This is a genomic window from Streptomyces viridiviolaceus (assembly GCF_014650995.1).
Classification (GTDB): domain Bacteria; phylum Actinomycetota; class Actinomycetes; order Streptomycetales; family Streptomycetaceae; genus Streptomyces; species Streptomyces viridiviolaceus.
Genome location: NZ_BMWA01000010.1, coordinates 42,241 through 67,073, shown reverse-complemented (window position 1 = coordinate 67,073; position 24,833 = coordinate 42,241). Strand labels below are relative to the sequence as shown.

26 protein-coding genes and 1 pseudogene are annotated in these 24,833 nt (G+C 73.9%); 15 read left to right on the top strand and 12 right to left on the bottom strand.

Annotated elements, in window-relative coordinates; translation table 11 throughout:
• Positions 1–21 precede the first annotated feature (21 nt).
• Together IE260_RS15940 and IE260_RS15935 are read left to right on the top strand one after the other, a co-directional pair.
• Positions 22–840, top strand: a complete 819-nt coding sequence (locus IE260_RS15940) for a DeoR/GlpR family DNA-binding transcription regulator (protein ID WP_189872266.1) — start codon at positions 22–24, stop codon at positions 838–840.
• 123 nt (positions 841–963) lie between these two features.
• Positions 964–1,437 (top strand): SRPBCC family protein, encoded by a 474-nt coding sequence (locus IE260_RS15935; RefSeq protein WP_189872263.1) that lies wholly within the window; start codon positions 964–966, stop codon positions 1,435–1,437.
• Positions 1,438–1,453: 16 nt separating this feature from the next.
• Here the strand turns inward: IE260_RS15935 and cds1 are convergent, their stop codons facing one another.
• The gene (gene cds1, locus IE260_RS15930) at positions 1,454–2,578 is read right to left on the bottom strand and encodes an L-cysteine desulfhydrase Cds1 (RefSeq protein ID WP_189872260.1); all 1,125 of its coding nucleotides are present in this window, start codon (positions 2,576–2,578) and stop codon (positions 1,454–1,456) included.
• Positions 2,579–2,919: 341 nt separating this feature from the next.
• Between cds1 and IE260_RS15925 the strand changes: the two genes are divergently transcribed.
• Complete coding sequence (locus IE260_RS15925) at positions 2,920–3,243, top strand: hypothetical protein (protein WP_189872257.1); 324 nt, start codon at positions 2,920–2,922, stop codon at positions 3,241–3,243.
• Between the two features lie 184 nt (positions 3,244–3,427).
• Positions 3,428–3,961, top strand: coding sequence for an ATP-binding protein (locus tag IE260_RS15920; RefSeq protein WP_189872254.1), 534 nt, complete (start codon positions 3,428–3,430; stop codon positions 3,959–3,961).
• Between the two features lie 330 nt (positions 3,962–4,291).
• On the opposite strand, the gene IE260_RS15915 is transcribed toward IE260_RS15920, so the two are convergent.
• On the bottom strand, positions 4,292–4,573 hold the full coding sequence (locus IE260_RS15915) for an SHOCT domain-containing protein (protein ID WP_189872252.1): 282 nt from the start codon (positions 4,571–4,573) through the stop codon (positions 4,292–4,294).
• A gap of 163 nt (positions 4,574–4,736) precedes the next feature.
• On the opposite strand from IE260_RS15915, the gene IE260_RS15910 reads away from it, so the two are divergent.
• The 4 genes from IE260_RS15910 (at position 4,737) to IE260_RS15895 (ending at position 7,380) form a co-directional block, all read left to right on the top strand.
• The gene (locus IE260_RS15910; protein ID WP_189872251.1) at positions 4,737–5,366 is read left to right on the top strand and encodes a TetR/AcrR family transcriptional regulator; all 630 of its coding nucleotides are present in this window, start codon (positions 4,737–4,739) and stop codon (positions 5,364–5,366) included.
• Between the two features lie 97 nt (positions 5,367–5,463).
• Complete coding sequence (locus IE260_RS15905) at positions 5,464–6,048, top strand: DUF4865 family protein (RefSeq protein ID WP_189872249.1); 585 nt, start codon at positions 5,464–5,466, stop codon at positions 6,046–6,048.
• Positions 6,045–6,953 (top strand): phosphotriesterase family protein, encoded by a 909-nt coding sequence (locus tag IE260_RS15900; protein ID WP_229880786.1) that lies wholly within the window; start codon positions 6,045–6,047, stop codon positions 6,951–6,953. Before IE260_RS15905 ends, IE260_RS15900 begins: the two co-directional genes overlap by 4 nt.
• A gap of 43 nt (positions 6,954–6,996) precedes the next feature.
• Positions 6,997–7,380, top strand: coding sequence for a tautomerase family protein (locus tag IE260_RS15895; protein ID WP_189872247.1), 384 nt, complete (start codon positions 6,997–6,999; stop codon positions 7,378–7,380).
• Here IE260_RS15895 and IE260_RS15890 read toward each other — a convergent pair.
• Together IE260_RS15890 and IE260_RS15885 are read right to left on the bottom strand one after the other, a co-directional pair.
• A complete protein-coding gene (locus IE260_RS15890) occupies positions 7,377–8,615 on the bottom strand; it encodes an ROK family protein (protein ID WP_189872246.1) in 1,239 nt (412 codons plus the stop codon). The two genes, IE260_RS15895 and IE260_RS15890, sit on opposite strands and share 4 nt — an antisense overlap.
• Positions 8,616–8,652: 37 nt before the next feature.
• The gene (locus tag IE260_RS15885; protein WP_189872245.1) at positions 8,653–9,303 is read right to left on the bottom strand and encodes an alpha-ketoglutarate-dependent dioxygenase AlkB family protein; all 651 of its coding nucleotides are present in this window, start codon (positions 9,301–9,303) and stop codon (positions 8,653–8,655) included.
• Between the two features lie 67 nt (positions 9,304–9,370).
• Here IE260_RS15885 and IE260_RS15880 point away from each other — a divergent pair, with 67 nt between their 5' ends.
• On the top strand, positions 9,371–10,501 hold the full coding sequence (locus IE260_RS15880) for a methyltransferase (RefSeq protein ID WP_189872242.1): 1,131 nt from the start codon (positions 9,371–9,373) through the stop codon (positions 10,499–10,501).
• Here IE260_RS15880 and IE260_RS15875 read toward each other — a convergent pair.
• Both IE260_RS15875 and IE260_RS15870 read right to left on the bottom strand, forming a co-directional pair.
• Positions 10,491–11,351, bottom strand: coding sequence for a class II fructose-bisphosphate aldolase (locus tag IE260_RS15875; protein WP_189872239.1), 861 nt, complete (start codon positions 11,349–11,351; stop codon positions 10,491–10,493). The two genes, IE260_RS15880 and IE260_RS15875, sit on opposite strands and share 11 nt — an antisense overlap.
• 19 nt (positions 11,352–11,370) lie before the next feature.
• Positions 11,371–12,252 carry an SIS domain-containing protein gene (locus IE260_RS15870; RefSeq protein ID WP_189872238.1) on the bottom strand — a complete coding sequence of 294 codons (882 nt, stop codon included), beginning with the start codon at positions 12,250–12,252 and terminating at the stop codon, positions 11,371–11,373.
• A gap of 122 nt (positions 12,253–12,374) precedes the next feature.
• Between IE260_RS15870 and IE260_RS15865 the strand changes: the two genes are divergently transcribed.
• On the top strand, positions 12,375–13,154 hold the full coding sequence (locus tag IE260_RS15865; protein WP_189872236.1) for a DeoR/GlpR family DNA-binding transcription regulator: 780 nt from the start codon (positions 12,375–12,377) through the stop codon (positions 13,152–13,154).
• Positions 13,155–13,166: 12 nt separating this feature from the next.
• Here the strand turns inward: IE260_RS15865 and IE260_RS15860 are convergent, their stop codons facing one another.
• A complete protein-coding gene (locus IE260_RS15860; protein ID WP_189872235.1) occupies positions 13,167–14,138 on the bottom strand; it encodes a DUF8832 domain-containing protein in 972 nt (323 codons plus the stop codon).
• 196 nt (positions 14,139–14,334) lie between these two features.
• Here IE260_RS15860 and IE260_RS15855 point away from each other — a divergent pair, with 196 nt between their 5' ends.
• From IE260_RS15855 to IE260_RS15845, 3 genes are all read left to right on the top strand, one after another.
• Entirely contained in the window at positions 14,335–14,565 is a 231-nt protein-coding gene (locus IE260_RS15855) for a heavy-metal-associated domain-containing protein (protein WP_189872234.1), read from the top strand.
• 74 nt (positions 14,566–14,639) lie between these two features.
• Positions 14,640–16,904 carry a heavy metal translocating P-type ATPase gene (locus IE260_RS15850; protein WP_189872233.1) on the top strand — a complete coding sequence of 755 codons (2,265 nt, stop codon included), beginning with the start codon at positions 14,640–14,642 and terminating at the stop codon, positions 16,902–16,904.
• A 574-nt stretch (positions 16,905–17,478) separates the two neighbouring features.
• On the top strand, positions 17,479–18,153 hold the full coding sequence (locus tag IE260_RS15845; RefSeq protein ID WP_189872232.1) for a phosphatase PAP2 family protein: 675 nt from the start codon (positions 17,479–17,481) through the stop codon (positions 18,151–18,153).
• A 139-nt stretch (positions 18,154–18,292) separates the two neighbouring features.
• Here IE260_RS15845 and IE260_RS15840 read toward each other — a convergent pair whose 3' ends face one another.
• The 4 genes and pseudogenes from IE260_RS15840 to IE260_RS15825 all read right to left on the bottom strand — a co-directional run bounded on the left by IE260_RS15840 (position 18,293) and on the right by IE260_RS15825 (position 21,667).
• On the bottom strand, positions 18,293–18,745 hold the full coding sequence (locus IE260_RS15840) for a phospholipase (protein WP_189872231.1): 453 nt from the start codon (positions 18,743–18,745) through the stop codon (positions 18,293–18,295).
• 147 nt (positions 18,746–18,892) lie between these two features.
• Positions 18,893–19,617: pseudogene (locus IE260_RS15835) on the bottom strand (cupin domain-containing protein).
• A gap of 8 nt (positions 19,618–19,625) precedes the next feature.
• On the bottom strand, positions 19,626–20,555 hold the full coding sequence (locus IE260_RS15830; protein ID WP_189872229.1) for a DUF6807 domain-containing protein: 930 nt from the start codon (positions 20,553–20,555) through the stop codon (positions 19,626–19,628).
• On the bottom strand, positions 20,552–21,667 hold the full coding sequence (locus tag IE260_RS15825) for a Gfo/Idh/MocA family protein (protein WP_189872227.1): 1,116 nt from the start codon (positions 21,665–21,667) through the stop codon (positions 20,552–20,554). The genes IE260_RS15830 and IE260_RS15825 overlap by 4 nt, the downstream gene beginning before the upstream one ends.
• Positions 21,668–21,892: 225 nt before the next feature.
• Between IE260_RS15825 and IE260_RS15820 the strand changes: the two genes are divergently transcribed.
• The gene (locus IE260_RS15820; RefSeq protein WP_189872225.1) at positions 21,893–22,486 is read left to right on the top strand and encodes a Dps family protein; all 594 of its coding nucleotides are present in this window, start codon (positions 21,893–21,895) and stop codon (positions 22,484–22,486) included.
• A 141-nt stretch (positions 22,487–22,627) separates the two neighbouring features.
• Positions 22,628–23,689, top strand: coding sequence for an ABC transporter permease (locus IE260_RS15815; RefSeq protein ID WP_189872223.1), 1,062 nt, complete (start codon positions 22,628–22,630; stop codon positions 23,687–23,689).
• Here the strand turns inward: IE260_RS15815 and IE260_RS15810 are convergent.
• Positions 23,686–24,111, bottom strand: coding sequence for a PucR family transcriptional regulator (locus IE260_RS15810; protein ID WP_189872221.1), 426 nt, complete (start codon positions 24,109–24,111; stop codon positions 23,686–23,688). The two genes, IE260_RS15815 and IE260_RS15810, sit on opposite strands and share 4 nt — an antisense overlap.
• Positions 24,112–24,833: the final 722 nt, after the last annotated feature.

Sequence of the window (24,833 nt, the reverse complement as noted above, 5' to 3'; positions counted from 1 at the left end):
GGCGAAAGGACCGGAGCGTACGTGAGCGAGAATCAGAACCTCCTCGCGGAGCAGCGGCGGGCCCTGATCCTCGACGAGGTCCGCCGCCGGGGCGGTGTCCGGGTCAACGAGCTGACCCGCAAGCTCGGCGTGTCGGACATGACGGTCCGCCGCGATCTCGATGCCCTCGCCCGGCAGGGTGTGCTGGAGAAGGTGCACGGCGGCGCGGTTCCGGTGGCCGAGGCGAGCACGCACGAGCCGGGGTTCGAGGCCAAGTCGGGCCTGGAGCCCACCGCGAAGGAGGAGATCGCGCGGGCCGCCGCGGAACTGGTCGCGCCGGGTGCCGCGATCGCGCTGTCGGGCGGTACGACGACGTACGCACTGGCGCACCGGCTGGTGGACGTGCCGGACCTGACGGTGGTGACCAACTCGGTGCGGGTCGCCGATGTCTTCCACGCGGCGCAGCGCACCTCGGGTGTGCGGCAGGGCGCGGCCACGGTGGTGCTGACCGGCGGGGTGCGCACTCCTTCCGACTCGCTGGTGGGTCCGGTCGCCGACCAGGCGATCGCGGCGCTCCACTTCGACGTGCTCTTCCTCGGCGTGCACGGGATATCGACCGAGGCCGGGCTGTCCACGCCGAACCTCGCGGAGGCCGAGACCAACCGGCGCCTGGTGCATTCGGCGCGGCGGGTGGTGGTGGTCGCCGACCACACCAAGTGGGGGGTGGTGGGCCTGAGTTCGTTCGCCGCGCTGGACCAGGTCGACACGCTGGTGACGGACGCCGGTCTGCCGGCCGAGGCGCGCGCGGAGATCGCGGAGCATCTGCGGGTGGTCGTGGCGGGCGAGCCCGACGACGAGTGACCGGCCCGGACCACGGTGGCGGACCGGGCCCCGCTGACACCTGACGCGGCCCCCGCTATGGTGGCGTCACCCGGCCGCCGGTCGTCGGCCGATCGCGTCCGCCGCAGCACAAGGGGGAGTCCGATGGTTCGCCGTCTGCGCCCGGTGGGGCTCGGCTTCGTCGGGACCGCGCCCGTACGCCTGGTCTTCGCGCGGGAGATCTCCGCGGCCCCGGATCCGGTCTTCCGGGCACTCGCCGAGGACGTGCCGGGCTGGACCGCGTGGTTCTCGGCGGTGACGTCCGCCCGGCCCATCGGCGAGGGGGCGGGACGCGAGGTCCGGCTGCGGGGCGGCACGCGCTTCGTGGAGACGATCCTGACGGCGCGTCGGCCCGAGGTGTACGCCTATCGCGTGGACGTCACCAACGTGCCGGGCGCGCGGGCGCTGGTCGAGGAGTGGCGGCTGACGCCGGCCGGGGCCGGCACGCGCGTGCAGTGGACGTGGGCGGCCGACGGCACGGCGCCGTTCCGTTTCGTGCTGAACCGGGCCCGTCCGGGCCTGGGGCGGGCCTTCCGGGCCGCGGTCACCTCGCTGGACCGGCGCCTGACCCGCCCGTAGGCCCCGCGCGCCGGTTTCAGTCGGGCCAGACGCCCGTGTGCAGCAAGGACTCGATCGCCGCCGTGTACGGCTCGATGTCCATGCCCTGTCCGGCGAGCCACGCGTCCGAGTAGTACTTGTCGAGGTAGCGGTCCCCCGGGTCGCACAGCAGGGTCACCACGCTGCCCTCGCGGCCCTCGGCCACCATCTCGGCGACGATCTTCAGTGCGCTCCACAGGCCGGTGCCCGTCGAGCCGCCCGCCTTGCGGCCGATGACCCGTTCCAGGGCCCGTACGGCGGCGACGCTGGCCGCGTCGGGCACCTTCATCATGCGGTCGATCGCGCCGGGCAGGAAGCTCGGTTCCATCCGCGGCCGGCCGATGCCCTCGATCCGGGAGCCGCAGTCGCAGGTGACGTCCGGATCGCCGGTGGTCCAGCCCTCGAAGAAACAGGAGTTCTCCGGGTCGGCGACGCAGACGCGGGTGTCGTACTGCATGTAGTGCACGTAGCGCGCGAGGGTCGCCGAGGTGCCGCCGGTGCCGGCCGTGGCGACGATCCACGCGGGCTCCGGGAACCGTTCCAACCGCAGCTGACGGAAGATCGATTCGGCGATGTTGTTGTTGCCGCGCCAGTCCGTGGCCCGCTCGGCGTAGGTGAACTGGTCCATGTAATGGCCGCCGGTCTCGGCCGCGAGGCGGGCGGACTCCTCGTACATCCGGCGGGAGTCGTCCACGAAGTGGCACCGGCCGCCGTGGAATTCGATCAGGCGGATCTTCTCGGCGCTCGTCGTGCGCGGCATCACGGCGATGAAGGGCACGCCGATCAGCTTGGCGAAGTACGCCTCGGAGACCGCCGTCGAGCCGCTGGACGCCTCGATCACCGGGCGGTCCGGCCGGATCCAGCCGTTGCACAGGCCGTAGAGGAAGAGCGAGCGGGCGAGGCGGTGCTTGAGGCTGCCGGTCGGGTGGGTGGACTCGTCCTTGAGGTACAGGTCGATGCCCCACTTCTCCGGCAGCGGGAAGCGGAGCAGATGGGTGTCGGCCGAGCGGTTGGCGTCGGCCTGGACCTTGCGCACGGCCTCTTTCAGCCACGCACGGTAGGCGGCGTCGCTGTGGTCGACATCGAGGGTCGCGCCGGTCCGGGTCTGCTGGGGGGTGCTCACGACGGGGCTCCTTACGCTGCGCGCCGACGGCGCGTCACGCGGCCGACACCCCGATCATAAGCACCTTCGACACGCTTCTCACCTGCATAAACACACCTTTGAGGGCCTCAAAGGCGGCCCTGGGGCGGCGTGCGCGGCGCAGTGGGGGGCGCATTGGTGCGAGTGCTCCGGGCAGGCCGGGAAGACCGGCCCGCGCACTGGTGCTCCGCGGCGGGTGCGGGCAGACTTCACCGGGCGGGACGAGGTCCCGCCACGGGCGCACGCTGGAGGACGAGTCGAGCCCGTACCGGCCCAGCCCGGTGCACGGTTCGGCACACCGACGCGCACGAGGGGGCGCAGGCATGGCGGAGCCGGAGTTCACGGCCACGGGGGTGCGGATCGGCAAGCGCCTGCGCTCGCTCACCCGGGCCGGGCAGGTCCGGATCAGCGGCGGCAGGCTGGAGTTGCTCACCAGTTACGGCAGTGAGATCGACAGCGCACCGGTGCAGGCGGTGCGCGCCTCCCGGCCCTGGTTCGCGGCCGGGGACCGGGCGCTGGCCGACCTGAACGGCAAGCGGTACCTGCTGACGCTCGGCGAGCGGGACCCCGCGCCGGGCGAGTCCGGACCGCCCGCGGCACGCCGCTTCATCGAGGCGGTGCGCAGGGCGGCGGGGCGCAGTCACTGAGATGTCCGTGACTTGCGGTGCCCTACCCCTTGCGTCACTCTGGTCTCACGTCACTCTGGGTTTACCGGCGATAACGCTGCGAACCAGCCCGCCGGCCACGACAGCAGGCGGCGGCTTGACGCGCCGGCCCGCTGGATCCCTACTCCGTGTTCTTCCGGACCTCTTACGTCGGGGAGTCGCAGCCGTGATCAGTCACCCAAGCAGGCACTGCACGGTGGAGCTCCAAGCCCTGCCGTCGCGGATCGGCCAGGTCCGCAGAATCGTATCTGCGCAGTTGCGCTACTGGCATTTGGATTCCCTGATCGACCGGGCGGCGCTCGGTGTGACGGAGCTGTTGACCAACGTCCACCTGCATGCCCGTCCCGACAAGACATGCACCGTGGAGATAGAGCTGACGCTCGACCGGCTCACCGTCTCGGTGCGCGACCGCGATCCCCGGCTGCCCGTGGTGGACGATGCCGAGCCGCTGGCCACCTGCGGGCGCGGCCTGGCCATGGTGGCCGCCATGAGCGAGAGCTGGGGCGCCCGGCCGGACGGCGAGTCCGGGAAGGTCGTCTGGTTCACGCTGCCGACGACCGCCCCGCCCGCGCCCGTCTCCGCTCGCCCGCCGCGGCGCCTGGTCGAGGAGGTGCCCGCCGCGGCGTTCGCCGAGGTCGACCACACCGTCGGCCTCGCGGCGCCACAACCCGCTCCCGCCCGGTCGGCCGTTGCCGGCTGACCGGGCGGTGACCCTCCTCCGCCGTGGGTCCCGCTTTCGTGCCGCGTCCGGGGCCCACGGCCACTGAGCCACGGCCGGGGGCCGCCGGGTCCCGGCGGCGAGCGGGGCAACGGCCGCCGGACCGTGGGAGAGCGCGGGCCGGGCGTGCGCCCGGGGGGCACGCCGGTCACGCGGTGGCGAGGGCCCGCAGCCCGTCCGGACGGGCAGCCCGCAGCCTCGCGTGACGCGTGTGGCGGTGCAGCGTCCGGCCGGGAGGTCCGCGCCCACCCCGTCCGGGGCGTGCCCCTCCGTCGCTTCACGGCGTCGACGGCCCGGGGGCGGTCGTCGTGGTCAGGCCGCGCCCCCCTTGCCGGTGCGGCCGAACTGCTCGTCCAGGACGGACAGCCGGCGCCAGTACTCGTCCTCGTCGATCTCGCCGGAGGCGAAGCGGTGGCCGAGTACGGCGATGGGTGAGCCGTTTTCGACCACGGGCCGCCGGGCGTCGTGACGCCCGCGCCACACAGTGCGGCGCAGCAGCGTGACGCCGCCGCCGATCACCAGCGCCCAGATCACCGGGAAGAGCAGGATCCAGGGGCCGGGCCCGCCGTCGCCGAACTGTGCCAGGGTCTGCATGTCGTTCCACTCCTCGGTCGCGATGTCCGTCTGCCGCTTCCGAGAGTCGCCCCGGAGGGGGGTCCGGGTCGTCGTACGGCCAGCGGCAGTGTGCCTACCCCGCGGGGAGTACGAGGGCCGCCTGCCCCTGCTCCTCGCACCCTGGATTTCTGTAACTACTAGTATGTACAGTGCGTGCATGAGCACCTCGGAGCGCCTGATCGAGTCCACCCGCGAGCTGTTGTGGGAACGCGGCTACGTCGGCACCAGCCCGAAGGCGATCCTGGAGCGCGCGGGCGCCGGGCAGGGCAGCATGTACCACCACTTCAGGGGCAAGCCCGACCTCGCGCTGACCGCGATCCGACGCACCGCCGAGGAGCTGCGGGCCACCGCCGAGGGGGTGCTCGGCGGGCCGGGCACGCCGTACGAGCGCATCGAGGCGTATCTGCGGCGCGAGCGCGACGTGCTGCGCGGCTGTCCGGTCGGACGGCTGACGATGGATCCGGACGTCATGGCCGACGCCGCGCTGCGCGCCCCCGTCGACGAGACGCTGGACTGGCTCCGGGAGCGGATCGCCGGAATCGTCGAGGAGGGCAAGGAACAGGGCGCCTTCGCGGCGTCACTGGACGGCGAGGAGATCGCCGCGGCCGTCGTCGCGACCGTCCAGGGCGGCTACGTCCTGGCCCGGGCGTCCGGCTCGCCCGCCGCCTTCGACGCGGGTGTGCGGGGACTGCTCTCCCTGCTCGCCCCGCGGAACATCCGTACCGCTCAAGGGCAGGGCACCGGCACGGCGCCGGGTCACGCACCTTCATGAGCCGTCCGGCGGTCGTCGGGGCCGCCGCGGACGGCACGACCACCGACGGGGGAACGCATGCCGGTCCCCTGGACCATGCCGCCTGAGGAGGTATCGGATGCATGCGATGCAGTACGAGTTCACCCTGCCCGCCGACTACCGGATGGACGTCATCCGCGACCGGGTGGCACGGACCGGGCATCTGCTGGACGACTGGGCGGGACTCGGCCTCAAGGCGTACCTGATGCGCGAGCGCGGCGTGCACGGCTCGCCGGTCAGCCAGTACGCGCCGTTCTATCTCTGGAACACCGTGGAGGGCATGAACTCCTTCCTCTTCGCGGGCGCCTTCCAGCGGCCCACCGACGACTTCGGCCGCCCGCCGGTCCGGCAGTGGACGGGTCTGGCGTACGAGGAGGGCGGCGCCGCCGGTTCCCGCGCGCGGGTGGCGGTGCGGCGGCGCCGGACGGTGCCGGACGGGGTGCCGCCCGCCGAGGCGGCGGCGGAGGCGGTGCGGGAGACCGAGCGGCTGGCGGCCGAGGACGGTGCGGTGCTGGCGGCGGCGGCCGTGGACACGAGCCGCTGGGAGCTGGTCCACTTCTCGCTCCACGCGCACGACGCGCCGAAGGCCGGGGGCGAGGTCTTCCAGGTGCTGCACCTGTCCGCGCCCGGCCGCGCACGTCTGCCCCGGGGGCGCCAGTGGTGAGCGCGGTCCGCACGGTGCTCGGGGACGTGCCGCCCGGGCGGTTGGGCATGTGCGACGCGCACGACCACCTGTTCTTCGGCAGTCCCCGGCTGCCCGGGCAGGAACTGGTGAGCGTGCCGGCGGCACGGGCCGAACTGACCGCGTTCCGGGAACAGGGCGGCGGGGCGGTGGTGCAGTGGACGCCGTACGGACTGGGCCGGCGCGCCGCCGACCTGCCGCCGTTGTCGCGGGAGACCGGGGTGCACGTGGTGGCCGCGACGGGACTGCACCAGGACGTCCACTACGCGGAAGGCGCCCTCGCGGCCCTGCGGGGCAGGCTCGCCGACGTCTTCGTCGCGGAACTGACCGACGGCATCGGCGCCTCGGGCGTCCGCGCCGGACTCGTCAAGGTGGCGGGAGGCTTCCACGCGCTGGACGCGCACGCCCGCTGGACCATGGCGGCCGCGGCCGAGGCCCACCACGCGACCGGGGCGCCCGTCGCCGTCCATCTGGAGCTGGGGACCGGCGCCCTGGACGTACTGGATGTGCTGTGCGGCGAGTCGGGCGTGCCGCCGCACCGGGTGATCCTCGGCCACCTCAACCGCTCCCCCGACCTCGTGGTGCACCGGCAGGCCGCCGCGTCGGGCTGCTACCTGGCCTTCGACGGGCCGTCCCGGGCGAACCACGCCACCGACTGGCGGATGCCCGACGCCGTGCGGGCCCTGGCCGAGGCCGGTCACGGCGACCGGATACTGCTGGGCGGCGACACCACGACGGCCGCCGCGCGCTCCGTGGACTCGGGGCCCGGAATGCCGTACCTGCTGCGCCGGGTGGGCCCGCGGCTCGCGCTCGCCGTCGGCGACGACCTGGTACGGCGCATCCTCACGGTGAACCCGGCCCGGGCGTTCGCCGTCGACTGGCGCTGAGCACCGCCGCCCCGAACCCCCTGCCAGACGGGAGACTCCCACCATGCCGTTCGTCCGCATCGACGTACAGGGAACCGACGCCGCACGCCTCGACGCGCTCGGCCGTGCCGTCCACGAGGCCCTGGTGGAAACGCTCGGCATCCCGCCCGACGACCGGTTCCAGGTCCTGACCGGTCACGACGGCGACGGCAGCGCGTTGCGCTACGACGACCATCTCGGCGTGCACCGGGACGAGGGCATCGTGTTCGTGGCGATCACGCTGCGGTCGGGACGGGCGTCTTCGCGGAAGCGGGCGCTGTACCGGCGCATCGCCGAACTCGCCCAGGCGTACGCCGGCACGGAGCCGCGGAACGTCTTCGTCACCCTGACGGAGAACACCGACGCCGACTGGTCGCTCGGCCACGGCCTCGCCCAGTACGTGTCCTAGACGAGCGCCCCCAGCGGGTCGTCCAGGACCGGCTGCCAGGCCAGTTCGGCCGCGCCGACCAGACTGTTGTGGTCCAGGGTGCACGGGAGGATGGGGACGCCGCCGCTCTGGCCCCACAGACTGCGGTCGGCGACGACCGCGCGCAGGCGCCCGGGGTCGGCGTCGAGGAGGGCGCGGTGCAGTCCGCCGAGGATGATGCGGTCGGGGTTGAGGATGTTCACCAGGCCGGCGAGACCGAGGCCGAGGCGGTCGATGAGGGCCTCGGTCGCGGTGCGCACGGCGGGATCGTCGTAGTGGCCGCGGATCAGGTCGATGGACTGCTGGAGCAGGGACACCTCGGGGCCGGGCTCCCGTCCGGCCGCCGTGAGGAAGGCCAGCGGGTCGGCCTCCACGTCCAGGCAGCCGCGGCTGCCGCAGTGGCAGGGGCGCCCCTCGGGGTTGACGGTGAGGTGGCCGACCTCCAGGGCGAGACCGGAACTGCCCGTGTGCAGGCGGCCGTCCAGCACGAGCGCGCCGCCGACGCCCCGGTGGCCGGTGGCGACGCAGAGGAGGTCGCGGGCGCCGCGTCCGGCTCCGTGCCGGTGCTCGGCGAGGGCGGCGAGGTTCACGTCGTTCGCCGCGAACGCGGGTCCGTCGAGTCCGGCGGCGCGCACCTGCTCGGCGAAGATCCGCCGCACGGGCGCGCCCGCGGGCCAGGCCAGGTGCAGGGGGTTCAGGGCCAGGCCGTCCGGCTCGGCGACTGCGGACGGCACGGCGAGGCCCGCGCCGACGCAGCGCCGTCCGGTCTGCCTCAGCAGCTCGGCGCCGGCCTCGACGACGGAGCCGAGCACCTTCGCCGGATCGGCGTCGACGACCTCGCAGCCGGGCGCGGTGGCGACGATCCGGCCGCCGAGGCCGACCAGTGCGGCCCGGAACCCGTCGGCGTGGACCTGGGCGGCGAGGGCGACGGGACCGTTCTCGGCGACCGCCAGGCGGTGCGAGGGCCGGCCCTGCGAACCGGCGGCCGCACCGGGCCGGGCGTCCACCCGGATCAGACCGAGCGCCTCCAGTTCGGCGGCGACGGCGCCCGCCGTGGCCCGGGTCACGCCCAGCTCGGCGGTGAGGACGGCCCGGGTGGGCGCGCGTCCGGTGTGCACGAGCTCCAACGCGGGCCCGAGCGCGCCGCGCCCCCGGTCCAGCCGCGTCCTCGAGGTGGTCCCATCCCCCGCCGTCCGGGGGTCCGCCTTGCCGCTCATGAGGGCGAGTCTCCCATGATCCCGATCCGGCGGGAGCCTAGAGTCCGCTGACCCGGAGCGTGATGTTCAGCCTGCCGGTCATCCCCAACTCGGGCGGTGCCGTGCCCGCGTGCACGCGGGGCACCCCGTGGTGGGCGAGCCGGGACGGGCCGCCGAAGACGAACAGGTCGCCGCTGCGCAGCTCGACGTCGGTGTAGGGGCGGGCCCGGGTCTCGGTGTTGCCGAAGCGGAAGACGCAGGTGTCGCCGAGGCTCAGGGACACCACCGGCGCGTCCGCCTTCTCGTCGGCGTCGCGGTGCATGCCCATGCGTGCGTCGGCGTCGTAGAAGTTGATCAGTGCGATGTCGTACGCCGCCTCCGCCGCCGCCTCTGCGCCCAGCGCGTCGGTCACCGCGCGGCGGCCCAGTTCGCCGAGCCAGTCCGGGAAGGGCTTCACCGGGGCGCCGTCGCCGTCGACGACCGTGCGGGCGTAGCCGTACGGGTACCAGTGCCGGCCGAGGCAGACCTGGCGGGCGGTCATCGTGCCGCCGCCGGGGGTGCGGACCGTGCGCAGGCCGGCCGGGGGGCGGGCCCAGTCCCGGCAGGCGTCGAGCAGCTCGCGCTGGTGCCCGGCGTCCAGCCAGTCCGGTACGTGCACCGCGCCGGGCGCGACCTCGCTGCGGGCCCTGGGGAACAGCTCGGCGTCCATGCCTCCATCCTGCACGACACGGCCTGAGCTGGGGCTCGGCTAGCCTGGACGCACGATGAACGACCGTATGACGACTCCGTGGGGCGAGCTCGCGCCGGCCCGCTTCCCCGAGGATCCGCGCGAGAGGCTGCGTGCCTGGGACGCCTCCGACGAGTACCTGCTCCGGCACCTCGCGGACCAGGACGTGTCCCTGTCCGGCACGGTCGTGGTCGTCGGGGACCGCTGGGGAGCGCTGGTCACGGCGCTGGCGGCGCACCGGCCGGTGCAGATCACCGACTCCCACCTCGCGCAGGAGGCGACACGCGCCAATCTGCGGCGCCACGGTGTGGAGTCCGGGACGGTCCGGCTGCTCACCACCCAGGACACGCCCCCGGACCGGATCGACGTGCTGCTGGTGCGGGTGCCGAAGAGCCTGGCCCTGCTGGAGGACCAGCTCCTGCGGCTGGCGCCGTCGGTGCACGAGGGCACGGTCGTCGTCGGTACCGGCATGGTCAAGGAGATCCACACCTCGACGCTGGCCCTGTTCGAGCGGATCCTGGGCCCGACGCGCACCTCGCTCGCCGAGAAGAAGGCCCGGCTCATCCTCTGCACGCCGGACCCCGCGCTGGAGCGGCCCGCCAACCCCTGGCCGCTCAGCTACCGGCTGCCCGACGACATCGGTCCCGTCTCGGGCCGCACCGTCGTCAACCACGCCGGTGTCTTCTGCGCCGACCGGCTCGACATCGGCACCCGGTTCTTCCTCGGGCACCTGCCGGCCGCCGGCGCCCGGCGGGTGGTGGACCTGGGCTGCGGCAACGGCATCGTCGGTACGGCGGTGGCGCTGGCCGACCCCGGGGCCGAGGTGCTGTTCACCGACGAGTCGTTCCAGGCCGTGGCCTCGGCGGAGGCGACGTACAAGGCGAACGGGGTGCCGGGGCACGCGGAGTTCCGGGTCGGCGACGGGCTGTCCGGGGTGCCGGACGGCAGCGTCGAGCTGGTCCTCAACAACCCGCCCTTCCACTCCCACCAGGCGACCACCGACGCCACGGCGTGGCGGATGTTCACCGGTGCCCGGCGCGTGCTGCGGCCGGGCGGTGAGCTGTGGGTGGTCGGCAACCGGCACCTCGGCTACCACGTGAAGCTGCGCCGGGTTTTCGGCAACAGCCATCTGGTCGCCGGCGACCGGAAGTTCGTGGTGCTGAGGGCCGTCAGGAAGTAGTCTGGCCGACCACCCCGATGATGCCCGCCACCGCCCGCACCATGGCCTCCCTGCCGACGGTGAGGTAGCCGCGCGAGTCGACCGCCTCCGGGTGGAGCGCGAGGTACTCCCTGATCGCGCCGGTCATGGCGATGTTGAGCGCGGTGCCGACGTTGACCTTGGCGATGCCGCCCGCGACCGCCGCGGCGAGTTCGTCGTCGGGGACCCCGGAGGAGCCGTGCAGGACGAGCGGCACGTTCAGGGCGCCGGACAGTTCCTTCAGGAGGTCGTGGTCGAGGGCGGCGGTCCGGGTGGTCATGGCGTGGCTGCTGCCGACGGCGACGGCCAGGGCGTCGACGCCGGAGTCGGCGACGAAGGCGCGGGCCTCGGCGGGGTCGGTGCGGGCGCCGGGGGCGTGGGCGTCGAGCGGCGGCTCACCGTTCTTGCCGCCCACCTCTCCCAACTCGGCCTCGATCCACAGCCCCTGGGCGTGCGCCCAGTCGGCGGCGGCCCGGGTCGCGGCCAGGTTCTCCGCGTACGGCAGCCGGGACGCGTCGTACATCACCGAGCTGAACCCGGCGTCCGGGGCCTGGCGCAGCAGGCTGTCGCTCTGGACATGGTCGAGGTGCAGGGCGACGGGCACGGTGGAGCGTTCGGCGGCGGCGACCGCGGCGCGGGCGAGCGGCAGCAGCCGGCCGTAGCGGAACTTCACCGCGTTCTCGCTGACCTGGAGGACGACGGGCGAGCGCACCGACTCGGCTCCGGCCACGACGGCCTCGATGTGTTCGAGCGTGATGACGTTGAAGGCGGCGACGGCCGCGCGCCCGGCTGCGGCGCGGGTGGCGAGTTCGCCGGTGGTGACGAGGGGCACGGTCTTCCCTTCCCGGGTGTCAGGGGGCGAGGATCACCGAGCGGGTGAGGTGGCGGGGCCGGTCCGCGTCGAGGCCCCGGGCGGCCGCGACGGCGACGGCGAGCCGCTGGGCGCGGACCAGTTCGGCGAGCGGGTCGAGTTCCCCGGGCACCCACAGTCCGCCGGTCCGGCGGACCTGTTCGGCCAGCCCCTCGGGCGCCTCGCCGAACATCCAGGTCGCCGTGCCGGCGGTGGTGATGCTGATCGGGCCGTGTCGGTACTCCATCGCCGGGTATGCCTCGGTCCAGGACAGGGACGCCTCGCGCATCTTCAGCCCGGCCTCGTTGGCCAGTCCCACGGTCCAGCCCCGGCCGAGGAAGGTGAACTGAGTGCACTCGACGAGCCCGGCGGGCAGCTCGGCCGCAAGTGCGGTGCGCGCGTCGGCGACGACCGCCTCGGTGTGCAGGCCGAGGTGGGCGCGGAGCAGGGTCAGCGCGGTGGTCGCGAACCGGGTCTGCACGACGGACCGCTCGTCCGCGAAGTCGAGCACGACCACGTCGTCGGCGGCTGCCATGACGGGGGTGTCCGGGTCGGCGGTGATCGCGACGGTGCGCGCGCGGCCCTTCACCCTGCCGAGCAGTTCCAGCACTTCGGTGGTGGTGCCGGAGCGGGTGAGCGCGACCACCCGGTCGTACGCGCGGCCGTACGGGAACTCCGACGCGGCGAAGGCGTCCGTCTCGCCCTGGCCCGCGCCCTCGCGCAGGGCGGCCACCGCCTGGGCCATGAAGTACGAGGTGCCGCAGCCGACGATCGCCACCCGCTCCCCGGACGCCGGCAGCGCCCCGCCGTGCCGGCCCGCCTCCGCCGCGGCGCGCGTCCAGCACTCGGGCTGGCTGGTGAGTTCGTCCTCGACATGCGTCATGCCGCACCCTCCCTGGCGTGATTGTTCCTGCAAGATATAGCGAGCTTTCGAGCACAATCAAGCAATTAGCGGAAGGTCGGGGTGCGCTAGGGTCGCCGGGGGATCGAGGAACGGAGGTGCGGATGTCGCGCGACGCCCGCTGGAAGGCGCTGCTGGAGCTGCTCGTCGAGCGCGGCCGGCTGGACGTCGAGGAGGCCGCCGCCGAGCTGGCGGTGTCGGCCGCGACGATCCGCCGCGACTTCGACCGGCTCGCGGAACAGCAGATGCTCGTGCGCACGCGCGGCGGCGCGGTCGTGCACGGCGTCTCCTACGAGTTGCCGCTGCGCTACAAGACGGCCCGGCGCGCCTCCGAGAAGCAGCGCATCGCGACCGCCGTCGCCTCACTCGTGGCACCCGGCGAGGCGGTGGGCCTGACCGGCGGCACGACCACCACCGAGGTGGCGCGCGCCCTGGCCGTGCGCGCCGACCTGGCCTCCGGTACGCCCGCGCTGACCGTCGTGACCAATGCCCTCAACATCGCGAACGAGCTGGCGGTCCGGCCGCAGTTCAAGATCGTGGTGACCGGCGGGGTGGCGCGGGCGCAGTCGTACGAGCTGATCGGCCCGCTCGCGGACGGGGTGCTGGGCCAGATCACGGTGGACATGGCGGTGCTGGGCGTCGTCGCCTTCGACGTCGCGCACGGGGCGGCGGCCCACGACGAGGCGGAGGCCGCGATCAACCGGCTGCTGTGCGAGCGCGCCGGGCGGGTGGTCGTGGCGGCGGACTCCAGCAAGCTGGGCCGGCGGGCCTTCGCCCGGATCTGCGCGGCCGATGCGGTGGACACGCTGGTCACGGACGAGGCGGCCGACCCGGACACCGTGCGCCGGTTCGAGGACGCGGGGGTCCGGGTCGTGACGGTCTAGCCCTGCGGCCGGTCAGTGCCCGTGACCGTCACCGTGCTCCTCGGTGTCGGCCGGGGCGGGGTCCTGTGCGGTGGGTGCCGTTCCGGCGCGGACCGTGAACGCGGCGGTGCGCACCTCGCCCTCGTGCTGGAAGTCCAGGAAGAGGCGGTAGGTGCCGGCGCTGGGAGCCGTCGTCGTGAAGGAGATCTCGGGGCCGGGCTTCGTGGTGCCGTCGCCGGGTTCGCCGTTCGGGTGGACGTGCAGGTAGGCGAGGTCGCCGGAGCGCAGGGCGACGAGGTGTCCGTAGGCGCCCAGGTAGGGCTGGAGGTCGGTGACGGGCTCGCCGTCGCGGGAGACCTTCAGCTTCAGCTCGCTCGCCCTGCCGGGGCGCAGGGAACCGGCGAGTTCGACCTGGTAGCCGTCGGTACGGGCGGTGCTGTCGGGTGCCGGCAGGTCCGCGGGCTCGTAGGGGCCGGAGGCCGCGAGGTCCGCGCCGAGGGTGAGGTTCCCGGCGGCCCGCTCGGCCGGGGTGAAGTCGGCGAAGACGCGGTAGCCGCCCGCGCGGGGCAGGTCGACGTGGGTGCTCCAGGTGCCGTCGGCGGCGCGGACGGGGTGCAGGTGGCGGTAGGTGGCCAGGTCGCGTGAGGCCAGGATGAGGTGCAGTTCCTTGCCGTGCTCCCGCTGGTAGGCGGTGACCGCCTTGCCCCCGGCGTCCCGGACCGTGAAGCGCAGTTCCGTGCGCTGCCCGGCGGTGACGCGCGGGGTGGCGAGGTCCAGCGTGTAGCCGTTCTGGGAGATCTGCAGTCCGCCGGCCGGAGCGCTCTCGGGGCTTTCGTGGCCGTCCTCCTTCCCGGGGGCGGGTGACGTTCCGGCGCCGTGCGTGTCGTGGGGCGCGGGAGCGCGGTCCGCGACGACCGGGTCGACGCCCTTGCCCACGCCGTAGGCCGTGCCGAAGGTCGCGGCCAGCGCGACGGCGAACGCGGTGATCCTCAGTCCGGTGTTCATGGCGGTCGTCTCCTCGGTTGGTGCACTTCTGGGCCTCGCAGGCTCGAGCGAGGACTCTTCACGCACTTCACAATACCCCTGGGGGGTACCCAGTCAAGGGCGGGAGAGGCTTGCGTTCGGTACCCCATGGGGGTATACATGACTCGGCAAGCATACCCCCGCCCCGTATCAGTGACGCAGTCCTCTGGAGGAACTCATGGCTTCGACCGCCAACGCCGTCAGCACGACCTACGCCGTCGCCGGGATGAGCTGCGGTCACTGCAGGGCGACGCTCACCCGGGTCATCGGCGAGCTGGACGGGGTCACCGGTGTGGACGTCGAGCTCGAAACCGGACGGGTCACCGTCACCGGCACCGGCGAACCGGACGACGCGGCGATCGCCGAGGTCGTCGACGAGGCCGGCTACGAGCTGACCGGCCGCGTCTGACCCCCCGCTCTCCCCCGCACACGCCGGGGCCCGCCCGCCGGGCCCCGGCCGACGACCCCGTATCAGGAGCAGCCATGACCACCAGTACGACCGGTGCCCCGGCCGAGATAGAGCTCGCCATCGGCGGAATGACCTGCGCCTCGTGCGCCGCCCGCATCGAGAAGAAGCTCAACCGGATGGACGGGGTCACCGCCACCGTCAACTACGCGACGGAGAAGGCCAAGGTCCACTACAGCGGTGACGTGTCCGTACCGGAGCTGATCGCCACGGTCGAGGCGACCGGATACACGGCGCGCGAGCCCGAGCCGGTACGGTCCGAGCCCGCCGCCGGCACGGAAGCCGCCGAAGAGGCCGACGAACTGCGGCCGCTCAGACAGCGGCTGGTCACCGCCGTCGCGCTGGCCGTCCCCGTCATCGCGATGGCGATGGTGCCGGCGCTGCAGTTCGAGTACTGGCAGTGGCTGTCGCTGACCCTGGCCGCGCCCGTCGTCACCTACGCCGCGTGGCCCTTCCACAGGGCCGCCTTCACCAACGCCCGGCACGGCGCGGCCACCATGGACACGCTGATCTCGGTCGGTACCTCGGCGGCGTTCCTGTGGTCGCTGTGGGCGCTGTTCCTCGGCACCGCGGGCACGCCGGGCATGACGCACCCCTTCGAGCTGACCATCGCCCGCAGTGACGGTGCCGGGAACATCTACCTGGAGGCCGCCGCCGGCGTGACCGCCTTCATCCTGGCCGGCCGCTACTTCGAGGCGCGCTCCAAGCGCAAGGCCGGCGCCGCGCTGAAGGCCCTGCTCGAACTGGGCGCCAAGGACGTCACCGTGCTGCGCCCCGACGGGAGCGAACAGACCGTACCCGTCGCCGACCTGGCCGTCGGAGACCGCTTCCTCGTGCGGCCCGGCGAGAAGATCGCCACGGACGGCACGATCGTGGAGGGCTCCTCCGCGGTGGACGCCTCCATGCTCACCGGCGAGTCCGTGCCCGTCGAGGTCGGCGTGGGCGACGGCGTCACCGGGGCGACCCTGAACGCGGGCGGCCGGCTGGTGGTCGAGGCCACCCGGGTCGGCGCCGACACCCAGCTCGCGCGGATGGCGAAGCTGGTCGAGGACGCGCAGAACGGCAAGGCCGCCGCCCAGCGGCTCGCCGACCGCATCTCCGGCGTCTTCGTCCCCGTCGTCATCGCCCTGGCCCTGGCCACCCTCGGCTTCTGGATCGGCAACGGAGCCGGACCGACCGCCGCGTTCACCGCCGCCGTCGCGGTCCTGATCATCGCCTGCCCCTGCGCCCTGGGCCTGGCCACGCCGACCGCGCTGATGGTCGGCACCGGGCGCGGCGCCCAGATCGGCATCCTCATCAAGGGACCCGAGGTCCTGGAGTCCACCCGCAAGGCCGACACCGTCGTCCTCGACAAGACCGGCACGGTCACCACCGGACGCATGACCCTGCTCGCCGTGCACACCGCCGACGGGGTCGACGAGTCCGAGGTGCTGCGCCTCGCGGGCGCGCTGGAGCACTCCTCCGAGCACCCGATCGCACGCGCCGTCGCCGACGGAGCGACGGCGAAGCTGGGTTCGCTGCCCGCCCCCGAGGACTTCGCGAACGTCCCCGGGCTCGGCGTACAGGGCGTCGTCGACGGACACGCCGTCCTCGTCGGCCGGGAGCAGCTGCTCGCCGAGTGGGCCATGGCGCTTCCGGCGGACCTGGCCCGGGCCAAGTCCGAGGCGGAGACGGCGGGCCGCACCGCGATCGCGGTCGCCTGGGACGGTGCGGCGCGGGCGGTGCTGGAGGTGGCCGACGCGGTGAAGGACACCAGCCCGGAGGCGATCGCCCGACTGCGCGCCCTCGGCCTGACGCCGGTCCTGCTCACCGGGGACAACCGGGCCGTGGCCGAGTCCGTCGCCCGTGAGGTCGGCATCGACCCCGAGCACGTCATCGCCGAGGTGCTGCCGCAGGACAAGGTCGACGTCGTCAAGCGGCTGCAGGGCGAGGGCCGCTCGGTGGCCATGGTCGGCGACGGCGTCAACGACGCCGCGGCGCTCGCCCAGGCCGACCTGGGACTGGCCATGGGCACCGGCACCGACGCCGCCATCGAGGCCGGCGACCTCACCCTCGTCCGCGGCGACCTGCGCGCCGCCGCCGACGCCATCCGGCTGGCCCGCAAGACACTGGGCACCATCAAGTCCAACCTGTTCTGGGCCTTCGCCTACAACGTCGCCGCACTCCCGCTCGCCGCGGCCGGACTGCTCAACCCGATGATCGCCGGAGCGGCCATGGCCTTCTCCTCGGTCTTCGTCGTCGGCAACTCCCTGCGCCTGCGGGGCTTCAAGGCCGCCGCCTGACGCCTCCGGCGTCCCCGTCACCGCCGCACGGCGTCCGTCTCGGACGGACGCCGTGCGGCGCACCGGCATCGAGCGGTGAATCACGCCGTCCGACCGGGCCCGCGCAGACCCCGGCACACGGCCGACCGATCCGTCCGGCCCAGGCAGACCGGCGCACGGCCGACCCGCCCCGCAGACCCGCGCGGTTCACCGACGCACGACCGGCCGAACCACCGGCACACCGACCCCAGCACGCGGCGGCCGACCCGGCGACACGCGTGCACCCGCGAGCCCGGCGGCCAGGTGCCGTCCCCGGCGGCCCGTGCGAGCATCCGCGCTCGGCGTGCCGAGCCGAGCAACGCACGCGGGAGGCGCTCGGTGGCGCCCCGCACGGGATTCGCGCGGTCCCCCGGACGGGCCCTGCCAGGGCGCCGCACGGCCCGACACGGACGACGCTGGTTCGGCGACGGGACACAAGACGGACGGGAGCGGCCCGGCACGGGACCGCACGGACCGGCCGGGCGACGGGAGCGACGCCGCGTCGCCCACGCACGTCGGCCTCGCCCGGCCGGCACCGCCCGCGGAGAGGGAGCCCATGACCGAACCGACCAACGCCGACGGGGACACCACCGGCCCGCTCACCCCGGCCGCCGGGCCCGTACGCCCCCGTCGGCGGGCGCCCGCGGCCGTGCTCGGTGATCTGCGTGCGGTGGACGGCGCCCTGTACGCGGCGGTGGCCGCCACGCCCACGCCCACGCTGGACCGGGCCCTGCGCCGGCTGTCCCACGCGGCCGACCACTCGAAGATCTGGCTCGGGATCGCCACCGCCCTCGCCCTGGGCGGGGCGCGACCGCGCAGGGCCGCAGTCGTCGGGGTCGGTGCGGTGGCCGTGGCGTCGGCCTGCGCGAACCTGCTCGGCAAACGGCTGGTGCGCAGGTCCCGGCCCGACCGGGAGGCGGCCCGCGTGACCGTGGACCGGCATGTGCCCATGCCCACGTCGGCGTCGTTCCCCTCCGGCCACACGGCCTCGGCGGTCGCCTTCGCCACCGCCGTCGGTGTCGTCCTGCCGGCGGCGGCCGTACCGCTCGGCGTGCTGGCGGGCGCCGTCGGCTACTCCCGTGTCCACACCGGCGTGCACTACCCCGGCGACGTGGCCGCGGGCGCCGTCGTCGGCATCGCCGGCGCCGCCGTGGCGCTGACGGCGGCTGCGGCCGCCTCCTCGCCGGATTTCCGGACGGCGTACTCGGCGGCGCCCTCGCTGCCGTCGTGACGCACGGCCGGCCCTCCTCGGAGCCCGACCGGGCCACGGCCTCCCGGGCAGCAGCTCCAGGGCGCCGGAACGCCGGCTGCCGTATCGGCTGCCGCTCGCGCGAGCAACAGCCGACACCCGTACTCCGGGAGCGGGCAGGTCAGCCGAAGGCCCTGACGGCCTGGTAGTACGTCCACGCCGTGCTGTTGCACGCGGTCTTCGTGCCGCCGCTGTAGCCGGCGCAGACGCGCTTGAGGTCCTCGTAGAAGGCGCTGTCGAGGCGGGACTTGTTGGCGCTGAAGGTGCCCGCGGCCTTGTAGTTGCGGTAGCCGAAGTCGTGCCGCGCACAGGAGGTGCTGAAGGGGAAACCGAAGGGGTTGTCCGGCGACGTGGAGCAGTAGTCGGTGGACCAGTCGAAACCGTAGGCCGACCAGGCGGACTGGTTCGCCCGGGCGGCAGCCCAGGCGTTGTAGCTGGAGACGCTGGTCTGGGTCCAGCTCGCGAGCACCTGCGGCTTGTCGGCAGGAGCGGCGTCGGCCGTCGCCGCGGTGGCGACGACGGTGGTCACGGCGAGCGCCGAGGCGGCAAGACCTGTGGCGAGTCTTCGGTGCATCCCACACCTCCATGAGGCTGCGACCCGCCCCTCGGGCCGCAGGTTCATGTCAAGATGATGCGCACCTCGACAGGTCCTTCACACCTCTGTCACCCCAACGCCCCGTGAAATCCCCGGATTTGAACAGAGCCGCGACGTGAACGTACGTCAATCCCCGTTATCCGGCAGCGCCGTTCCCGGCAACGCGTACTCGTCGCGACGCCCGCACATGCCGTAGCCGCCGAGCCGCACGGGCGCCGCCCGATGGGCGGTCGCCTCGCCGAGGTGGGCCGGGTCGCCGTCCGCCGGCGCGTCGAGCTGGGCGCCGGTGCGCTCGGCCGCGGCGGTCGCACCCGCCCGCCACAGCGCACGCCAGTCGGGCACCCGGTCGCGCACCAGGCGGGCGGCGGCCCGCTGGAACCGCCGGTACGGGCCGCCGTCGCCGGCGACCAGGGCATCGCGCAGCGTCAGGTAGCCCTCGACGGCGAGATCCCTGCGGCGCCGGGCCGCCGTCCCCGTCTCCGGGCCGGTGCCCGGTGGCAGCGTCGCCGCGGCGGCGTACGCCTCGGGGCCGGCGAGCACCTCGGGCGGGAAGGTGAAGACGGAGTCCCCGGCCTCGGGCGGTCCGCCGTTCTGCATCAGCACGTGACGCGCAGGTCGCCGCCCTGCACCATGCGGTGCACGGTGCCGGGCGTGAACCACGCCACGGAGCCGGGTTCCAGAGGGATGTCCCGGTAGCCGTCCGGGCTCGGCGTCTGCACCGCGCCGCGTCCGCCGGTGACGACGTAAGCCTCGGTGCACACCAGGTGCAGGTGCGGGCTGCCACCGCGCACGCCGTCGGCGGCCTCCCAGTCGTAGGCACCGACACGGGACAGGCCGACGGCGCCGGGCAGGGGGTCGTTCAGCACGGCAGCCCCTCCAGGTACGCGCCGACCCGGTCGCGGTCCCAGGCGCCGTCGGCGACCACCATCCGGTAGCGGTACGCGAAGGATTCCCCGGGCGGCAGCTCGAACTCCTCGAAGAACGCCCAGGAGAACGCCAACGACGGGATGGGTTCGGATCGCACGAACCAGTGCGAGGGGTGGATCGCGGTCTTCTCGTCCAGGTTCTCGGGCGCGTGCGCGAAGACGAGCGTGGAGTGGTCGTCGGTCTCGTCGTGCTCGGTGGTGAAGGCGAGCCACGGGCTCCGGGTGCCCATCAGTTCCGCGGCTTCGGCGTCGGTGCCCGGGGCGAAGACGGTACCGCCGGTGAAGTCCCGGGCGCCGCGCCACTGCAGGCCGGTGTAACCGGCCAGCTCGCGGCCGGCGGCGGTCGGCGAGCCGAACACCAGTGGCTCGGCACGGGTGTTGGTGAGGCGGATCGACCAGTCCAGGGACCAGGCGCCGGCGCTTTCGTCGACCGAGTGGACGGTCAGCCCGCGCTCCTCGCGGGCCCACTCGGCACCGCCGTTCTCGACCCAGGTGAGGCGTTCGGTGACGGCGAGCCGGTCGTCCTCGACCGCGAACCCGGCAAAACCGTCGTGCCGCATCGAGCCGATCCGCTCGGGCAGGGGCAGGTAGCCCTCGCCGTGGACGTAGCTGTTGCCGCCCCAGAAGTTCTGGCCGGACAGATGACTCGCCGTCATCTGCAGGCCCTTGTGCCAGCGGTGGTCGTTCGGGCGGTAGCCGGTCACAGCGTTCCCGGCGAGCGTGCGCACGGGATGGGCGTACGGCTTGCGGGACTCGAACGCCACGGGGTCGGGACGGTAGACGTAGCGGAGGATCTCGACGCCGTTCGCGGCGGTGACGGCGATGTGGTCGCCGTGGGCGTGGCTGACGCCGAGGGTGCTCATGCGCGCTCCCCGGGTGCCCAGCCGGGGTGGTCTCCGTGCATGGCCCGGTAGAAGGGGTCGCCGGGGCCGATCTCGCCGGCGAGCACCGGCCGCCCGGTGAACGCCGCCTTGTAGAGGGCGGCGGCGAACTCCAGGGTGGCGCGGGCCTGGCCGCCGCTGCCGGGCGGCCCGACGCCGGCGTCCCAGGCGTCGAGGAGGGCGCCGAGCTGCGCCTCGTGTGAGCTGGGCACGTCCGCCGCCGGGTTGCGCCAGGCGGCCGCACGCCCGGGGGCTACGTGCGGGGCAGGGGTGTAGGTCCAGTCGTCGTTGCGGTGCCCGTACAGGTGGGTGAGTTCGACCGTGGCGTCGGCGCAGTCGACGCGGACGCGGCTCACCTCGTCCGGGGAGAGGACGCTGTTGACGACGGTGGCCAGGGCGCCGTTCGCGAACCGCACCAGAGCCGTGGAGACGTCCTCGCTCTCGGTGTCGCGGACCAGGCGCGACGCCATGGCCCGGATCTCCGCCCAGGGGCCGAGCAGGTGCAGCAGCAGGTCGTACTGGTGGATGCCGTGGCCCATGGTCGGCCCGCCGCCCTCGGAGGCCCAGCGTCCGCGCCACGGGACGGCGTAGTAGGCGGCGTCGCGGTGCCAGGTGGTCTGGCAGTGGGCGACGAGCGGGGCGCCCAGCTCACCGCTCGCGATCAGCTCACGGGCGTGCGCCGCGCCGGAGCCGTACCGGTGCTGGAGGACCACGGAGGCGTACGCCCCCGAGGCCTCCTCGGCCGCCGCGATGTCGTCGTACTCGGCGAGGGAGAGACACAGCGGCTTCTCGCACAGCACCCAGGCGCCCGCCTTGAGCGCGGCCACCACCTGCTCCCGGTGCAGGGACGGCGGCGTGCCGATGAGGACCAGGTCGGGGCGTTCGGCGTCCAGCATCGCGCCGAGCGACGGGTATCCGGCGACCCGGCCGCCCGCGCTCTCCCGGAAGGCGTCGAGCCGGGTCCGGTCCACGTCCACGGCGGCGACCAGCTCGACCCGGTCGGCGTGGGCGCCGAGGGCGGGCAGGTGGCTGCCGGTGACCACGGCTCCGGTGCCGACCACGGCGACGCGGCGGCGGGCGGTACGTGGGGACATGCGGTTCTCCTCGGACACAGCCGTAGAAAGCGCTTGCTCTCCGGGAGAGCCTAGGTGGGGAGCGGCGATCCGGACAACCCCCCGCACGGGCCCGGGGAGGGGACCCGGCACGGGTCCCAGCGTTTGCGGGGCGGGCACCCGGCTGGTCGACTGTCGCAGGGGGACCGGAGCCGGTCGCACCGCGCCGGCGCACACCCTTCAGCTCCCTCCGGAAGGAGTTCAGGCGTGAACACCCCGAAGCCGTCGGCCGCGGACCACAGCTCTGACGGCAGCCAGCCCTGGCTGCATCAGCGAGGCCGGGTCATCCAGGAGTTCGGCACGGTCAAGCAGTTCCCCGTGGCGCTGACCATGGAGACCCGCCTCTACTCCAGCCAGCGACTGAACAAGGTCCTGGCGGACACCCGCATCCTGCACGACCTGTACAAGAAGTACCACTGGCTCATGCGCGGGGCGACGTTCTACCAACTGCACCTGCTGCTCGACAAGCACGCGGGAGAGCAGCTCGAACTCGTCGACACCATCGCCGAGCGCGTGCAGACGCTCGGCGGCGTCGCGGTCGGCGACCCCCGGCACGTCGCGGAGATCACCTCCGTGCCGCGCCCTCCGGACGGCGTGGAGGAGGTGCCGGCGATGCTCTCGCGGCTGCTGGAGGCGCACGAGCTGATCCTGACCGAGTGCCACGACGCCGCGGCCCGCACCCAGGAGATGGGGGACGACGGGACCAACGACCTCCTGGTGTCCGAGGTCGTACGCACCAATGAACTGCAGGCCTGGTTCCTGGCGGAGCACCTCGTGGACACGCCGCTGGTGCGCGTCTGAACGCGTCGTGCGGCCGACGGCGGCGCTCCGGGCCCGGACGGGAACCCCTCCGTCCGGGCCCGGTGGCCGTCGCCCTCGTCGCTCCCACGGGTGACGGCGCTCTTGATGCCCTTTCACCCCGTTTGTGGAAACGTCCTGACCATGGCCGACACGTCCCATGGTGCACACGCCCAGCCGCCGACACCCGGACAGCGGTGGTCCGAGTTCCGCCAGTCACCGTTCTGGCCGGCCGTCGTGCTGGTGCTCATCCTGGCGGCCGCGGCCGGTCTCTTCGCCGGCTCGTACACCTACTCCATGGCCAACCCGACGCCGCACTCGATCCCCACGGCCGTGGTCGGCTCGTACGAGCAGACCCGCGGGCGGGCCTTCCTGGACGGTCTGGAGGAGGCGCTGAACGCGTCCGTGAAGGTGCACGCGTACGACAGCACCGCCGAGGCCCGTCAGGCGGTGGAGGACCAGGAGGTCTTCGCGATCTTCGAGATCCGCGACAACGGGCGGACCGCGGTCCTCGACGTGTCGGGCGCCTCGGGGGCCTCGGTCGCGGAGGTGCTGGCCGACACGGCGCCGGCCGTGGGGAGGAAGACAGGCGTCGAGGTCACCGTCCGGGACATCAATCCGCTGCAGGAGGGCGACCCGCGCGGACTGGCGATCTTCTACATCTCGCTGGCCGCCGTCATCATCGGCTTCGTCGGGGCGATCCAGCTCAGCGTGCACGCACGGTCCCTGACGCCCTTCGAGCGCATCCTCTTCACCCTCGCCTACGCGTTGCTCGGCGGGTTCGCCATCGCCGCGACCGTGGACTGGCTGCTGGGCGCGGTCGACCTGCCGTTCGTGGAGTCGTGGATGATCCTGGCGCTCACCCTGTTCACCAGCGGCATGGTGTTCACCATGTTCAACACCCTGTTCGGGCGCTGGGCGATGCTGCCGACGTGGGGGCTGATGGTCCTGCTGGGCAACCCCTCGTCCGGCGGCGCGGTGTCCTGGCCGCTGCTGCCGTCCCCGTTGGGCGAGATCGGGAAGTGGCTGCCGCCCGGCGCCTCGGTCAACGCGCAGCACACGGCGGTGTACTTCCAGGGGCACCAGCACGCGTTCCCGTTCCTGGTGCTGGGCGGGTGGGCCCTGCTGTCGTGCGCGGTGTTCTGGATCTGGCGGCACCGGCATCCCGGGGGGCGTGAGCGCCGTCCGGCGCACGCCGAGTCCTAACGGCCCGGCGGCTGCACCGCGCGGCAGGCCATCTGCAGGGCGAGCCGGTGGCCCGGGTCGTCCAGGTCCACGCCGGGCCGGTCCCGCACCTGCCGGAGCCGGGCGGCGACGGTGTTGCGGTGCAGGCCCAGGGCGCGTGCCGTGGCCGCGGACGACCCGCCGTTCTCCAGGAAGGCCCGGAGGGCGGTCAGGAGGTGGGCGTGGTCGGCGTCGCGCAGCGGGGCGAGCGCCGTCTCCGCGAAGGCGCGGGTGATGTCGGACTGCTGCCAGGTTGCCAGCAGCCGGCTGACGCCGAGTTCGTCGGTGTGTTCCACGGCCGGCCGGAACTCGCGGGCTGCCGCGACCCGCGCGGCGTTGCGGGCCTCGGTGAGGGTGTCCGCGAGCCCGCCCGGGCCCTGGTGCGGCCGGCCGATGCCGGCCACCGGCCGCCATCGGCCGGGCAGTTCCGGCGAGCGCCCTGCGGACCTCGCGCAGCAGCAGCCGGGCCTCCTCGGGGGCGGGCTGGCGGACGCTGCTGGTCCACAGGGCCCAGCCGCCGTCGCGCTCGGCGACGACCTGGACGGCGACACCGTGGCGGGCGAGGGCGGCGCCCGCCTGGGTGCCGACGGTGTCCGGCTGGTCGGCGGCGGCCGGGGTGTCGCAGCGGACGTGCAGGCCGACGTGCCAGTCCTCCAGCCGCCAGCCGAGCGCGACGGCACGTTCCACGGCCTCGCGGCTGACGGTGGCCCGGCCCGTGACGACCGAGAACCAGTGGAAGCGGGCCGCCTCGGGGACGCGGGCGAGAGCGTGGTCGTCGTGGCCTGCGGAGGACGCCATGCGGACTCCAGGTGGGTGGAGGGGCGGGGCGGCTCGGGGAAGGGAGCGGTTGCGAGGAGGCTAGGGACGCCCGCCCGGGGACTGTTCGCGCCGCAGGACAGGGCAGGTGGCACAGTGGCAATTCCGGCCACCGACGGTCTCGCGGCCGGCGGCGAGGCGGGTCGCACAGCCCGGCCCCGACAACCGGACACGCACCACAGCGCGGACCCCGACCACCGACCACCTCCCGGCCGACCGCAGTGCCGGTCACACAGCCCGGCCCCGACAACCGGACACGCACCACAGCGCGGACCCCGACCACCGACCACCTCCCGGCCGACCGCAGTGC

Excerpts from the sequence above, each read along its gene's own strand:
- IE260_RS15925 (WP_189872257.1), top strand. The coding sequence starts at position 2,920 with ATGGCGGAGCCGGAGTTCACGGCCACGGGGGTGCGGATCGGCAAGCGC.
- IE260_RS15850 (WP_189872233.1), top strand. The coding sequence starts at position 14,640 with ATGACCACCAGTACGACCGGTGCCCCGGCCGAGATAGAGCTCGCCATC.
- IE260_RS15905 (WP_189872249.1), top strand. The coding sequence starts at position 5,464 with ATGCATGCGATGCAGTACGAGTTCACCCTGCCCGCCGACTACCGGATG.
- IE260_RS15815 (WP_189872223.1), top strand. The coding sequence starts at position 22,628 with ATGGCCGACACGTCCCATGGTGCACACGCCCAGCCGCCGACACCCGGA.
- IE260_RS15910 (WP_189872251.1), top strand. The coding sequence starts at position 4,737 with ATGTACAGTGCGTGCATGAGCACCTCGGAGCGCCTGATCGAGTCCACC.
- IE260_RS15840 (WP_189872231.1), bottom strand. The coding sequence starts at position 18,745 with ATGCACCGAAGACTCGCCACAGGTCTTGCCGCCTCGGCGCTCGCCGTG.
- IE260_RS15830 (WP_189872229.1), bottom strand. The coding sequence starts at position 20,555 with ATGAGCACCCTCGGCGTCAGCCACGCCCACGGCGACCACATCGCCGTC.
- IE260_RS15935 (WP_189872263.1), top strand. The coding sequence starts at position 964 with ATGGTTCGCCGTCTGCGCCCGGTGGGGCTCGGCTTCGTCGGGACCGCG.
- IE260_RS15885 (WP_189872245.1), bottom strand. The coding sequence starts at position 9,303 with ATGGACGCCGAGCTGTTCCCCAGGGCCCGCAGCGAGGTCGCGCCCGGC.
- IE260_RS15915 (WP_189872252.1), bottom strand. The coding sequence starts at position 4,573 with ATGCAGACCCTGGCACAGTTCGGCGACGGCGGGCCCGGCCCCTGGATC.
- IE260_RS15895 (WP_189872247.1), top strand. The coding sequence starts at position 6,997 with ATGCCGTTCGTCCGCATCGACGTACAGGGAACCGACGCCGCACGCCTC.
- IE260_RS15860 (WP_189872235.1), bottom strand. The coding sequence starts at position 14,138 with ATGAACACCGGACTGAGGATCACCGCGTTCGCCGTCGCGCTGGCCGCG.
- IE260_RS15870 (WP_189872238.1), bottom strand. The coding sequence starts at position 12,252 with ATGACGCATGTCGAGGACGAACTCACCAGCCAGCCCGAGTGCTGGACG.
- IE260_RS15865 (WP_189872236.1), top strand. The coding sequence starts at position 12,375 with ATGTCGCGCGACGCCCGCTGGAAGGCGCTGCTGGAGCTGCTCGTCGAG.
- IE260_RS15825 (WP_189872227.1), bottom strand. The coding sequence starts at position 21,667 with ATGTCCCCACGTACCGCCCGCCGCCGCGTCGCCGTGGTCGGCACCGGA.
- IE260_RS15855 (WP_189872234.1), top strand. The coding sequence starts at position 14,335 with ATGGCTTCGACCGCCAACGCCGTCAGCACGACCTACGCCGTCGCCGGG.
- IE260_RS15890 (WP_189872246.1), bottom strand. The coding sequence starts at position 8,615 with ATGAGCGGCAAGGCGGACCCCCGGACGGCGGGGGATGGGACCACCTCG.
- IE260_RS15845 (WP_189872232.1), top strand. The coding sequence starts at position 17,479 with ATGACCGAACCGACCAACGCCGACGGGGACACCACCGGCCCGCTCACC.
- IE260_RS15880 (WP_189872242.1), top strand. The coding sequence starts at position 9,371 with ATGACGACTCCGTGGGGCGAGCTCGCGCCGGCCCGCTTCCCCGAGGAT.